Source organism: Bacteroides faecis MAJ27, assembly GCF_900106755.1.
Classification (GTDB): Bacteria; Bacteroidota; Bacteroidia; order Bacteroidales; family Bacteroidaceae; genus Bacteroides; species Bacteroides faecis.
The window spans coordinates 75,427-89,435 of record NZ_FNNN01000002.1 but is presented as its reverse complement, the minus strand read 5'-3'; the positions used below and the strand labels follow the sequence as shown (position 1 = coordinate 89,435).

The 14,009-nt window shown below is 44.4% G+C and carries 10 protein-coding genes; 6 read left to right on the top strand and 4 right to left on the bottom strand.

All coding sequences use genetic code 11. The annotated features are described in order from the left end of the window. Positions 1-10 precede the first annotated feature (10 nt). The gene (locus tag BLW31_RS02215) at positions 11-1,555 is read left to right on the top strand and encodes a M20/M25/M40 family metallo-hydrolase (RefSeq protein WP_010537075.1); all 1,545 of its coding nucleotides are present in this window, start codon (positions 11-13) and stop codon (positions 1,553-1,555) included. Here BLW31_RS02215 and BLW31_RS02210 read toward each other — a convergent pair. Genes BLW31_RS02210 through bla form a run of 3 tightly spaced genes read right to left on the bottom strand, consistent with a single transcriptional unit; the run spans position 1,552 to position 4,368 of the window. Further along, a complete protein-coding gene (locus tag BLW31_RS02210) occupies positions 1,552-2,076 on the bottom strand; it encodes a HEAT-like fold family protein (protein WP_010537076.1) in 525 nt (174 codons plus the stop codon). The genes BLW31_RS02215 and BLW31_RS02210 overlap by 4 nt on opposite strands. Before the next feature lie 34 nt (positions 2,077-2,110). Further along, entirely contained in the window at positions 2,111-3,484 is a 1,374-nt protein-coding gene (locus tag BLW31_RS02205; RefSeq protein ID WP_010537077.1) for a GNAT family N-acetyltransferase, read from the bottom strand. Between the two features lie 2 nt (positions 3,485-3,486). After that, complete coding sequence (bla, locus tag BLW31_RS02200; RefSeq protein ID WP_010537078.1) at positions 3,487-4,368, bottom strand: class A beta-lactamase, subclass A2; 882 nt, start codon at positions 4,366-4,368, stop codon at positions 3,487-3,489. 153 nt (positions 4,369-4,521) lie between these two features. Between bla and BLW31_RS02195 the strand changes: the two genes are divergently transcribed. Further along, positions 4,522-4,833: an SEC-C metal-binding domain-containing protein gene (locus BLW31_RS02195; protein WP_010537079.1), complete on the top strand. Its 312-nt coding sequence runs from the start codon at positions 4,522-4,524 to the stop codon at positions 4,831-4,833. Positions 4,834-5,695: 862 nt separating this feature from the next. Then, positions 5,696-7,786, top strand: coding sequence for a BT4734/BF3469 family protein (locus BLW31_RS02190; RefSeq protein WP_010537080.1), 2,091 nt, complete (start codon positions 5,696-5,698; stop codon positions 7,784-7,786). Between the two features lie 181 nt (positions 7,787-7,967). Here BLW31_RS02190 and BLW31_RS02185 read toward each other — a convergent pair whose 3' ends face one another. Beyond that, positions 7,968-8,402: a DUF6078 family protein gene (locus tag BLW31_RS02185; protein ID WP_010537081.1), complete on the bottom strand. Its 435-nt coding sequence runs from the start codon at positions 8,400-8,402 to the stop codon at positions 7,968-7,970. Positions 8,403-8,584: 182 nt separating this feature from the next. On the opposite strand from BLW31_RS02185, the gene BLW31_RS02180 reads away from it, so the two are divergent. Genes BLW31_RS02180 through BLW31_RS02170 form a run of 3 tightly spaced genes read left to right on the top strand, consistent with a single transcriptional unit; the run spans position 8,585 to position 14,009 of the window. Then, complete coding sequence (locus tag BLW31_RS02180; RefSeq protein WP_010537082.1) at positions 8,585-9,781, top strand: hypothetical protein; 1,197 nt, start codon at positions 8,585-8,587, stop codon at positions 9,779-9,781. Between the two features lie 30 nt (positions 9,782-9,811). Beyond that, a complete protein-coding gene (locus BLW31_RS02175; protein ID WP_029425381.1) occupies positions 9,812-10,363 on the top strand; it encodes a condensin complex protein MksE in 552 nt (183 codons plus the stop codon). Continuing rightward, on the top strand, positions 10,347-14,009 hold the full coding sequence (locus tag BLW31_RS02170; protein ID WP_010537084.1) for an ATP-binding protein: 3,663 nt from the start codon (positions 10,347-10,349) through the stop codon (positions 14,007-14,009). The genes BLW31_RS02175 and BLW31_RS02170 overlap by 17 nt, the downstream gene beginning before the upstream one ends.

The window sequence follows — 14,009 nt, the reverse complement described above, 5'->3', positions numbered from 1 at the left end:
ACGTTGAGATATGAAAATGAAAAAGATTTTAGCAGCTTTATTCATCCTGTTGCTTATACTTATTCTGGTTTTGGTAGTACGGACCGTAACCTATAAGTTTGGTAAAGTGACCAGGAATGTGGATGATAAAGAATTGGTGAACACAGCTCCTTCGGAGCAATCCGTGCGTCGTTTTGTCGGAGGAATACGAATCCCGACAATCAGTAATGAAGTGTATGAAGAGACTGATTTCAAGCCTTTCGATGAATTTATGAAGTACCTGGCCGATTCTTATCCGGAGGTATATAGGGTGATGGATGCAGATACCATTAATACATATGGGCTGGTGTTTCATTGGAAAGGCAGGAACAGTGATCTGAAACCGATATTATTCTTGTCCCATTACGATGTGGTTCCGGTAGTCGGATATGATCCGTCTACGGCGACTGTTGCAGATACGGTTTTCCGGTTTCACGACAAACCGTTGCCTCCCATCGGGACTTATTCGGAGAAGTGGGATTATCCTCCCTTCTCGGGAGCTGTTGCAGGCGGACGCATATACGGTCGTGGAACACTTGACATGAAATGTATGCTCTTCTCGCTGATGGAGGGAGCGGATAACCTGATAGACGAAGGCTTCCAACCGGAAAGAGATATCTGGTTTGCTTTCGGGCAAGACGAGGAAGTGAGCGGACGTCAGGGAGCTTTCAAAATAGCCGGTTATTTTAAGCAGAAAGGGCTGCGCTTCAGTGCGGTTTATGACGAAGGAGGCATCATTGCAGCTCCCGGTTCGGCAATAGAATCCATACAAGAACCGTTGGCATTGGTGGGAGTGGGAGAAAAAGGCTTTCTGACCTTGCGCCTTACGATAAAAGGGATGGGAGGTCATTCTTCGATGCCACCTTCAAAGAGTTCTCTGGTGTATGCTGCAGAAATCATAGAGAAGCTGAACGACAACCAGTTCCCGGCAGAAATCATTTCTCCCATAGCTGCATTTTTCGATAATGTAGGAGGGGAAATGGGATTCTTTTCGCGGATGGCGATAGCCAATCAATGGCTGCTCGAACCGTTGCTGCTGAAGACTATGGAAAAATCTCCCGCCTCCAATGCGCTGGTACGCACCACAACCGCCATCACGATGGCTAAAGGCAGCGATGCGGCCAATGTATTGGCTTCGGAAGCTGAGGTTACTGTAAACTTCCGCATTTTGCCCGGTGAATCGGTTGCCGGGGTGATAGAGCATGTGAAGAAGTTGTGTGAAGGCTATGATGTTGCCATCCATGTGGTATCGGAACGTGAGCCTTCAAGCATTTCTCCTGAAAACGTTAGAGGTTTCGGGATTATCAAGGAAGAGATGGCAAAAATATATCCCGCAGCTATCGTTACCTCTTATATTACGATCGGGGGTACCGATTCCTACAAATATCAGACGGTGAGCGATGACATCTACCGTTTCTTGCCTATTTGTCTGAACCAGTACGAGCAGCGTACGATACATAACGAAAATGAGTATATATCCCTTGAGAATTTCGGGAAGATGCAATGGTATTTTAAGGAACTGATGAAGAATTATTAGTTTTTCTTTGCCTTGATTGCCTTCAACGTATTTTTGCGCACAGAGCGGATAGCGGGAACCAGTAATTCGGGTTCCATGATTTCCAGCATTGTGCGCAATTCTTGTTGAAGCTCCGGGATGGAACGGGTCAGTTGGTAGGCAAGTTTGATGCAAAGTGACTGCACTCCGGGCGGTTCCTGCCGGGATACCATACGCTCTATGCAGAAATCCAGCAAGTCCACCCGTGGAGGGTCGGCTAGCGGTTGCTGACATAGCAGGTTCAGGAGCATTCTTCGTTTTCCTGAATGCGGGCAGGTAAGCGCTGCGTCAATCAATTCATTTTGTTTCCCGCTCAGCCATTCTACTTCCGGTTTCGAGAAATGGGTACAAACCCACAGTGCCTGGTAAGAGACGATGCTGTCCTCATCATATATCAGCCGGTAGATTTCTTCTCTGAGGCGTTCGTCGTCTTGTATGTAATGAAGTATCTCTCTGATATTCTCGATGTGTACACGTTCGGATAGTCTTGCACGCAGGTTCATATGGCTTTCGTTTTTTGGGGGGAATGAGTTGTTTTTACTTGTTGCCGTTCTCTGCTTCCGGCAGTTGCAGATGGAGAATCGGATAAGGCTTGCCCATACCGTCTGTTTCATCTCGGCCTATGATCCGGAATCCCATGCGGAGATAAAATCCGAGCGCTTTGTCGTTCTGCTCGTTTACGTCTACTTTATTCATCTGTTTTCTCCGGGTGGCGTATTCCAGCAATCGTCTGCCATATCCTTTTCCCTGTTCGCCGGGGCTTACGAACAGCATTTCGATAAGTTCGTCGCTCAGTCCCATAAAGGCGACAATCTTTCCATTGGTATTGCGGATGATATACAGTTCTACAGCCGATAAGTAGTGGTTGCGTACCAATGGTTTGTAGAATTGGATATGCTCTTCCGTGAGGAAGTGATGCGTATGGCGTACGGAATCCTCCCATACTTGCAGAATCTCGTCGTAGTCTTCCGGAGCCGGTCGGCATATATTAGGCAGATAATAGCACAGGTGATCGTATATATTTCCGTTGTAAGTAAGTTCCGCCTGATGCAGTACGCCTTCACAGATAAAGCCGTTGCGTTCCAATACTTGCTGAGACCGCTTGTTGTGCGGATAACAGTTGGCGGTGATGAGGCTGAGCTGAAGTTCGTTGAAACCATAGTTAAGCACAGCTTGTACCGCTTCCGTCATATATCCTTTTCCCCAGTGAGCCTCGTCGAGCCAGTATCCCAGCATACGTACTTGCGGGTTCTCCCGCTTCGGGTCGGGGACGATGCCGATGGAGCCGATGAGCTGTCGGGTGTCTTTCAGTGTTATAGCCCAGATATCCTCCTGACCGATAAACACATTCTGAAGGATTTCACGCGATTCTTCTATCGATTTATGGGGAGCCCATCCGGCATTATTGCCCAGATTCGGATTCTGGCAACAAGCGAAGAATGTTTCTGCATCATTTTCCCGGAAAGGCCGGATGAGTAAGCGTTCCGTTTCAAACGAACAATCATCCTGTGGTTCGTCTGCCTGCGGGGGGCATACGCATTCTATCCGGTTACCGTCAGGATCAAGAACTACACTTTCGAAATAACCATCTCCCGAAGTACGTGGCTCGCCTGCTATGGGGTATCCCTCGGAACGCATTTGTTCTGTGAAGCGAAGCACCTCTTCCCGGTTGGGAAAGGTGAAGGCAAGATGCGTCAGCCCAAGACGGTTCTCTTCTATCGGAGTATTCTGTACGTCTGTCCGGCTCATCAATTCCAGAGAAGGCCCTTCTCCGAAAGAGACGAAATAGGACTCGAATCCCTTCTTCGGATTGATGTATTTTTCATTACTCGTTCCACCCAGAAAACGGACATAGAAATCTTTTAATTCTTCCAGACGAAAAGTCCAGATAGCGATATGATGTAGTTTCATGCCTATTTTAATATTATATATTCATAGACTATGCGGGAAATGTCCGCGATAATCTTACTGTTTTCCTGATTGTTTTCCGCAGAGTCTTTCACGAAAACGGCTATGCTGTAAACGTGTCCGTCGGGCAGGAGGACGAAGCCGATATCATTGCAGGCTACCTGTTGTCCTTTGTCATTCCGGTCGCCTGTTCCTGTCTTGTGGCCGATTGTTACTTTTTTGTCCAGCAATGGGGCAACCAGTCGGTCTTGTCCGGTCTGGCATTCTGTCATGGTCTGATAGATGAAGTCTTTGTATTCTTGCGGGAATAGTGCTTCTTTACGGAATATTTCCAAGAGTCTGGCGGCAGCCAGAGGCGTAGTCCAGTTTTGATAACACAGACTTTCGTCCTGATGCATTTCGTTTTCTGTGCAGACAATGGCGCAGTCGGTAACGCCTAAAGAATGGATGTACTGGTTTACCGCATCTACTCCTCCCTGATACTGAAACAGAATATCACAAGCATTGTTGTCACTTTGTTGCAGGGTGTATTTCAATAAATCCGCAATGTCTATATTGAATCCTCCCTGTGGGAAACTGTCCCGTAGCGGGCTGTAAGTATCGGGTTTTAAGTCCTCTTTCTTTATGGTCAGTTCAAAGTTCAATGACTGTTGCTGCTTTCCCATATAATCAGCCAATGCCAACGCCTGATGAAATTTGAACACACTCATCAATGGATAATGAATGTCATTGTTGACAGTTACCGTATCTTTTCCATCGATAATAACGGCAATGCCGATTTCAGCTTTTTTGCCTTTGATAGCTTGTTTGAGTTGGTCCTCAAGAGAAAAATTCTGTGCACAGATAATAGTGGGAATCAGACAGAGAAGCAGGATGAATGAGCGCATACTAATTTTTTCATTAATTGGTTTGTATTTGGGTCTTAAGAGTCACAAAGATATAAATACTAATTTTATCAGCAAATCCTTACCCGTAAATAGTAATCCTATATTAAGAATTATCTATTTTTGTCGGTAAAACAAGACACGAAGGTTCGTTCTATGCAAGAACTTCAGGAAGTGGTTGGAATAGCTGTAAACTATTGTAATTATTGTCTCTGTTGGTTCTTGAAAGGTCACCCGTCCACCGAAGCATCTGCTTTACTTGGTAGGGGTGAATCGGTGAAAACTCTTCCTCGTATCGTTGCCGGACCAGCGATGAAAGCAGCAGGCATGGATATCACTCCTGAAATGCAAACAATGGTTGATGGTATGTTTTATGATACATTCTCCGGAACGAAAATCGGGCGGAATGATCCTTGCCCTTGTGGGAGCGGAAAGAAATATAAGAAATGTTGCGGCAGGGATAACTGAAAAGAGGCTGTTCGTCGAGATGCTATGTCGGCATAGGCGGACTGTTCTTTGAAAGATTGTGTTGGAGATTGGAGGAAAATGATAGGGCAAAACCAATCAAGGAAATCCTGATACTTCCCGTCATCGAATAAGTGAACGGTCTGAAATGAATCATTCGTATAAGATTTTTGGTATCCTTGTTGGCTTGGTATGGTAAAGTTCTTACCTTTTAGCAAAAAGAGATATGGAGCATTCAAGTTTGACAGCTAGATATCAGTGAAATTTGAATCCGTCTGTCTATCACTCCCTATAAATTAAAAAGAAGAATATATTTGTCATCTGTCACCGATTTTACTATAACTATCAGATTATAAATACTTAATGATGTGACAGCAGTAGGTGACAGCACTGTGATGGCAATTATGCTGTCACCCTTGTATTGGTGATTCGGGTTATGTTTTGAAGTCGTTGATTTCATCACGGTGTGTAACTATCTTTTCTACTGTAAGAAACAGTTTGTTTTGCAGTTTGAAACTAAAGTTCCAAATGCTTGAAACCATAGTTCCAAACGCTTGAAACTAATGATTCCAAGCTGTTGGAACTAAAGTTTCAAGCCTTTGGAACTATGGTTTCTCACTGTTGAAACTATGGTTTCTCTTCGCTGAAACTATGGTTTCAAGGTGAGGGAACTAATTTAGTTGTCTTATCCTATCATGCTCCGGCTTAGGTTGCTTCTTTGGTGTCTTCTCTTTTCTATGAGGCTGACTAAAAAGTCGGTTGTATATTAAACTTTCGTTTTTTCTTGTCGGTCTCGGATATAATGAGTAATTTAGCAGTCTCAACGACACGAAGACGCTGACACAAACAACCTATTATTATATAAATGAAAATTACCCAATTCCGTAGAAATGGAGATGCAACAGCGCTCAGCGTAATGGATCTTGAAAAACTGGTAAACAAAGTAAAAACAGAAATAAAATCCCGCCCGGTTTCCATTTTCAGGGAAGGATTAAAGTATATGCTTCCTGATGATCGGTGTATGTTTGCCGACAAGCTTCCTGAGATAATTCCTGCCGCAGAATTTAGAAAAGTAAACGGGCAGAAGCAGATGAAAGCGTACAATGGCATTGTTGAACTGACTGTCGGTCCCCTGTCCAATAAATCGGAGATAGCTCTGGTGAAACAAAAAGCGAGTGAACAACCGCAGACCCGCTGTGCTTTTATGGGTTCGAGTGGAAAAACGGTGAAGATATGGACCACCTTTACCCGTCCGGATAACTCACTGCCCAAGACACGGGAAGAGGCGGAACTGTTTCACGCTCACGCCTATCGGCTGGCCGTGAAATGTTATCAGCCCCAAATCCCGTTCGATATACTTCCCAAAGAGCCGACTTTGGAGCAATATTCGCGATTATCTTATGATCCGGATATTATGTATCGTCCGAATTCCGTGCAATTTTATCTCTCGCAGCCGACAGCGATGCCCGAAGAAACGACTTTTCGGGAGGCAGTGCAGGCGGAGAAGTCTCCGTTGACTCGTGCCGTGCCGGGATATGATGCGGAAAATGCCTTTTTGATGCTTTTCGAAGCTGCTTTTCGGAAAGTTTATACAGATCTTAGCGAAGCAGGCCTCCAGTTGCGGGAAGATAAATGGCAACCATTGGTCGTACAATTGGCCAGAAATTGTTTTGCTTCGGGATTGCCTCAGGAAGAAGTCGTGAAACGTACCGTTTTTCATTTCTATATGTATAAACAGGAAGTGCTGATCCGGGAGATGATTGGCAACGTATATCTCGAATGTAAAGGTTTCGGCAAGAATATCAGTTTGAGCAAAGAGCAGCAGTTGGCCTTGCAGACCGAAGAATTCATGAAACGCCGTTATGAATTTCGCTATAACACACAAATCGCCGAGGTGGAATATCGGGAAAGGCTTTCTTTTCGTTTTCGTTTCAATCCTCTCGACAAACGGGCGCTGAACAGCATTGCTCTGGATGCACAAATGGAGGGTATTCCGTTGTGGGACAGAGACATCAGTCGTTATATCTATTCAAATCGCGTGCCTGTATTCAATCCGTTGGAGGATTTTCTTTATCGACTTCCCGGATGGGACGGTAAAGACCGTATCCGTGAACTGGCAGCCACTGTGCCTTGCCGGAATCCGTATTGGACAGACTTGTTTCACCGCTGGTTTCTCAATATGGTTTCTCATTGGAGAGGGTATGATAAGAAATACGCGAACAGTGTTTCGCCATTGCTGGTCGGGGCGCAAGGGACGCGAAAATCTACCTTCTGCCGGAGTATAATGCCGCCTTCGGAACGTTCCTATTATACTGACAGCATTGATTTCTCGCGAAAGAAAGATGCGGAACTTTATCTCAATCGTTTTGCGCTCATCAATATTGATGAGTTTGATCAGGTCAGTTCGACACAACAAGGCTTCTTGAAACATATTCTGCAAAAGCCTGTGGTAAATATGCGGAAACCTCATGCCAGTGCCGTGCTCGAAATGCGGCGGTATGCTTCATTTATCGCTACGAGTAATCAAAAAGACCTGTTGACCGATCCTTCCGGTAGCCGTCGTTTTATCTGTATCGAAGTGACGGGAGTGATTGACACGAATCGTCCGATAGATTATGAGCAGCTTTACGCGCAAGCCATGTATGAATTGGAACATGGCGAACGCTATTGGTTCGATCAGGAGGATGAAAAGATTATGATGGAAAACAATCGTGAATTTGAGCAGGTTCCTCCGGAAGAACAGTTGTTTTTCCGTTATTTTCGTGCTGCACAGCCTGAAGAAGGGGAGTGGTTGTCTCCGGCGGAGATTATGGAGGATATTCAGAGAAATAGTTCGATACCGATGTCCGTTAAAAGGGTTAATTCATTTGGAAGAATACTGAAAAAGCAGGAAATCCCCTCCAAGCATGTACGTAGCGGTACGCTTTACCATGTCGTCAAGTTAGTGACCGGGTAGCGGGAACAAGTACCGTAAGTGTGGTCTGGCGATATAACCTCATGTGATATTGCAAAGATACTTGGCTGTAGTTGATTGTGACGGCAAGAGTGCCGTCACAATGCAATCACCTCCTGCTGTCACGGGCTGATTCGTTGATAATTAACCTGTTATGTCCTTTGGGGTGACAGATGACAGCAACTTACCATATATATTCTTCTGTGTAGCGTTGGTAAGTGGGTTCTTCTTTTATTCCTTTATTACGAAACAATTGTTTTATATAAGCTTGATCTTTGGGCATAAGGCCTCGTTCTCCACGATAGAGCCGGTAATATCCTGTTTTCCCATAGTGTCTGACCAACTGTGATCGGATACTGACTGCATCTTCATAAGGAATCCTGTCAAGCAATCGTTTAAGTCCCCATGTTACATGGACTTTTACAGCCGTTTTAAAACATTCGCATTGATTCCCGTCTGCAGGATAGCGTGCCGGATTAACGTTGGTGATATAAAGATAGTCGGCTCCGTTATTTTGTGCAGCTATGTGGCGTAGGCATTTGGAAGCTTGTGGGCATTGGTCGTTGAAGCAACGGGCAAAATTGTAAGGGACAGACAGGCTGTCGGGTTCTTCTTTCATTAGTATACTTTGTTTTATTTATGATAGCAAGGGATACAAGTTTTGTATTCCCTACAAATGTAAGGCTTTCTTTCAAGAATGAGAAGCAAACGTACATATAAATCAAATATTTTTATGTACGTTTGCATTAGAAACAATACTGTGAACCGGTATATATGTGAATCTGATAAGACAAAACCGACATGAGCACTTTTCGTTCCATAGAAGAATTGGTCAAGAGTCTTGATCGGGAAAAAGAACTCCTGAAAGAAATGTTTGCCAAGCGGAAATCTCTTTCGTTTCGCTACGATTATGCACTCGAAATGACCGAGTACAAAGAAGAACGTATCCGCTATCTGATAGATTATGGAGTGATTCGGGATACAGGCGACTTTCTGGAGATGGAGGATATCTATCTGAAATTCTTTGAAGATGTACTCGAAGTCAATGAAGAAATCAATGTCTCTTTCGTGCAGGATTATCTCACGCGGTTGAATGAAAACATCGATTATTACTTGAAGGAGAACAATGAACAGCGTAAATACAACTATCAGCGGGAAGTGAAACGCTGCCTGAAGAACATCGCCCTTACCACCGTCCGCAATGTGATGGACCTGAAAAGGAACATGGACAACACCTACAAGAATGAACCTAATTACCGGATCAAAAAGACCAAACTTTTTCGGTTGGACGAGAAACGGAATAATATCGCCCTGCTGATTCGCAAGAGCGAAGAACTGATAGACTACGGACAGCCTACTTTTTTCCGGGTGGCGATGGATGTACAGATGCGGAATGTGGTGAGCGACGTGAAACTGCAACTGAATGATTCGTATCATAATCTGATTGAAATACAAAAACAAATCATACATTACCTGAATCTGATTGATTATCAGAACCGTATTCTGGAGAAAGTGAAGAAACTGAAATATCTGAAAGATCAGTTTCTGTTGGAAGAACATACCGATATCCGCCAAGTAGTAGCGCAAAAGAATCCTGTTTGGATGGAGCCTCAGGTGGGCTATCGCATCAAACTTTCCATTGATAATCTGCGAACCTCTGATGAGGCTTTTCAACTGATGAAGAAGCTGGCAGCCCGACAAAAGAACTCTTCACGGGGGATGAAGCAACTGGCGGATGCTATTCCGGAGGAATATCTGGACGGTCAGTCGCAAACGATAGATAGTGTAAATCTGCAGGAAGTGCATAATGCCTTTATGGCTTCCAGTGCCCATCTGTTCTATTTTGTGATGAACTATCGCTTCCGGAAGGAAGTGACCCGTGGTGAGAAACTAATCTTTTTCTGCCAACTGGCTTCGCAGTATGCCGATGAACTTCACTTTACGGATACTTACGAAACTTCCGGTGAAGTGGAGTACCCTCTGATTTATTCCAGATGATGAATATTGAATATGAAATAACGAATGACCATGAAATATACCGAAGAAATATTTAATATACTTAGCAAAGGAGGTTTCATCTCTTCCAACAGTGTTTCTACACAAGTGAAACGCCTGTATGACGCCATAGAGGAAGACTTGCCCGATTATTATGATTACTATAAAGGCATCGGATTCTATCTTGAAGGAGGCGATGGCTATTATTATTTTGTCCGCAAAGAAACGAAAGTTGACTTGGAACGCAAATTGGAAGCTGCCCAAAAGTGGATTGATTATCTGAGCTTCCTGAAAACGTACCATTCGGCGTTCGGACCGGGCTTTCTGTTTCGGGCCGCCGATATTGAAATTCAGATAGGATGCGATATCGAGCTGAAAGAAAAGGCTGTCAAGCTTTTTGCGGATAAGAAGAAGTTTGATGAAGTGGTGGCCAAGCTGCTGAAGGAATTGGAAAACATGGGACTGATAGAGAAGGAGAATGAACTTGACGGGACCTATAAGGTGTTGACCGCTTTTCATTATATAGAAGATTTGATTGATTGTATCACTATTTCGGAGGAAGTGCAAAATGAGATACCTGAGTAAAATTGTTTTTCTGAACAGTGCCCATATTCCGTATGCAGAGGTGAAGCTGGATGGAAATGTGCATTTTATCGGTACGCAAGGAGTGGGGAAGAGTACGCTGCTTCGTGCTCTGCTCTTTTTTTACAATGCCGATAAGTTGAAACTCGGCATCCCGAAAGAGAAGAAAAGTTTCGATGCTTTCTACTTCCCATATGGTAACTCCTACATTATATATGAGGTGATGCGTGAAAACGGTGCTTATTGTGTGGTAGCCGCCAAGTCGCAGGGCAGAGTCTTTTTCCGGTTTGTGGACGCGCCTTTTCAGCGGGATTGGTTTATTGACGGACGCAATGCGGTATATGCCGAATGGGGGCGTGTCCGTGAACATATAGGCCCAAAGATTCAGACGACTGCGCAGGTGACGAGCTATGAGATGTATCGTGATATTATCTTTGGTAATAATCGTAAACAGGAAATGATACCCTTCCGGAAGTTTGCTATCGTGGAAAGTGCCAAATATCAAAATATTCCACGTACCATTCAGAATGTTTTTCTGAATTCCAAGTTGGATGCAGACTTTATAAAAGATACTATTATCCGTTCGATGAGCGACGAAGATATCTCTGTTGATTTGGATTTTTATCGTAGTCAGATTAAGGAGTTCGAGCAGGAATACAGGGATGTGATGTTGTGGTTCGAGAAAAATAAGAATGGCGAGGTGACTGTCCGGAAAATGGCGGGGAAAGTGATGAATGCTTATCGGGACTTGATTTATACACATAAACAGATTGACGAAGGACGTGCCGAACTGAACTTTGCGAAAAAGCGGGCTTTGCATGATATTCCGCAGGTGAAAGAGGACATTGCCCGGAAGGAGACGGAACGGGAACGCTTATTGCGGCTTATGGGAGAATTACAGCAGAAGTATACTAAAGAACGTGACGGATTGATTACGGATATCGGTGTGATCAATGATTTGCTGAAACAGATACGTGATAAACGCTTGCATTATGAACGGTTACAGATAGACGGGATTGTACGGCGGGTGGCTCGTGAGGAAATCTTGAATCAGGAACTGGAACAGGTTCGGAGGATGAAGTCGGAACTGACAAAGGCGTATGAGGATGTGATAGGGAAATATCGTTTACTGTCCGATAATCTGGAGGCTGACTTTCGTACATTTGAGAATACTCAGCAGGCACGAATCTTTGCCCGGAAGTCGGAGATTGCGGTGAAGCAAGAGGAACTGATGCAGCTGGTCCGCAAGGAAGAGGAAAAAATAAGAACGGCGCAGGAGGAGAAGATTCAGACGGTGGATAATCGTATGCAGCAGTTGCGTGACGAACAGGCACAGTGGAATCTGAAACTTCAGAAAGTAAGATACGAACGTCCTCATCAGAAAGAGATGGAAGATTGCGAGGAGGGTATCAATGAATTGCGAAAGAAAGACAAGGAACTGGAACTCGGCATTCGTCAGCAACAAGCGGATATCAACCGATTGAGGCAGGAATGCGAGTGGAAAGTAAAAGAACTGAAGTGGGAGTTTCAGACGAAAGCGGAAGATATACGAAAAGAGAGAAGAGTCGTTGAAGAACAGCTTCAGGTGTTGGATGCGTTGATTGAGAAGCGGAAAGGTTCTTTGTGCGAATGGCTGGAACAGAATAAACCGGGTTGGCAGGAGACGATAGGTAAAGTGGCGGATGAAGAGTCGGTATTGTACAGCCATGAACTGCATCCCCAACTGGCGAAAGAGGAAACTACGTTGTTTGGAGTTTCCCTTAATTTGTCGGCTATCGATCGTTCGGTCCGTACCCCCGAAGAGATGAAACGGGAACGTGACGGGCGGCAAGCGGCATGGCAACTTTGTACGGATCGTCTGAAAAGACTGGCGGAGGAAGAGAGTGAGGCTGTTTCTTCATTGGAGAAAAAATATGCGAAACAGATACGTGTCATTCTGGAAGAACAACATCTGAGAGAAGCCGAACGGATGCAGATACCTGCTAAACTGAAAAACTTGCAGGCGGATCATGCTTCATGGAAAATAAAGGAAGAGGAGTGGAAGCGAAGCAGGACGGAGGAGTTCCGGGCGAAACTGGAGGAGACGGCTCATCGGATATATGTGCTGACGGAGGAAAAGAAGAAAGTACTGGCCGAGCGTGAGAGTAAATTGAAAGTATGCCAGAAAATATATAAAGACGCTAAAGCGGAGTTACAGAATGAACAGGAGCTGTTTGTTGCAGGTGTACAACAGGAAATTGACAGTCGAAAGCTGCAAACCCGGGAACGGAAGAATGAACTGAAACAAGCGCAAGAGAATGAATTGAACGGAAGAGGAGCTGATACGACTACGATCCGGAAGTATGACGATCGGCTTGCTGAAATCCGGAAGGAGTTGGATTATATTCATGAATACCGTCCGCAGGTGCTTTATTATGAAAGAGATAAGGCGGAACTTTTTGATAAAGAACCGGCTACGAGAAACCGGAAAAAAGAACTGGATGCGAAACTTGATGCAGTAGACGAACGTTTTGCCTTGAAAAAGGAGAAGTTGCAGATACAGATAAAAGGCATGGAGGAGATTCTGGACCGGATTCGGAAGGAACTGCGTCTATTGGAGGATGGACTGAATAAAGTGGATATGTTTCGCAAAGACGAAACCTTTTGTCCGCCTGATATGGCGGAGGTAGGTGAGAAGCCTACCCGGAAAGGTTGCGATGTGATCGTTGAAGAATTGAAATCCCTTATCGTATCCACCATCAGGAAGACGGAAGATTTTAAGAAAGTGGTGACACAGTTCAACGGAAACTTCTCGGGCAAGAATACATTCCATTTCCGTACTGAACTGATTGGAGAACAGGATTATTATGACTTTGCTTCGAATCTGTGTGAATTTGTAGATAATGATAAAATCTCTGAATATCAGAAGCATATCAGTGAACGGTATACGGACATTATTCGTCGGATATCAAAAGAGGTGGGCGACTTGACACGCAATGAGAGTGAGATACATAAAACGATCCAGGCTATCAATGATGATTTTGTGGAACGTAATTTTGCGGGAGTGATTAAAGAAATAGCTCTCCGAGCGTTGCAAAGTAGTGATAAACTGATGCAATTATTGTTGGAAATCAAGCGGTTTAATGATGAAAATCAGCATAACATGGGGAAAGTGGATTTATTTTCGCAAACTTCCCGTGAAGATGTGAATGCCACGGCAGTGCGCTATCTGTTATCGTTTATGAAATATTTACTTGATGAGCCGGGACGTAAACGGCTGGCATTGGCAGATACATTCAAATTGGAATTTCGTGTGAAAGAGAATGATAATGATACGGGCTGGGTGGAAAAGATTGCGAATGTGGGCTCCGACGGCACGGATATTCTGGTGAAGGCAATGGTGAATATCATGTTGATTAATGTGTTTAAGGAGAAGGCGTCACGCAAGTTCGGTGATTTCAAAATTCATTGCATGATGGATGAAATCGGCAAGCTGCATCCTAATAATGTGAAGGGTATTCTGGACTTTGCCAATTGCCGGAATATTCTGTTGGTGAACAGTTCGCCCACTACTTATAATGTGGAGGACTATCGGTATACTTATTTACTGAGTAAAGACGGCCATTCGAATACGCAGGTGGTTCCGTTACTGACTTATAATCAGAAATAG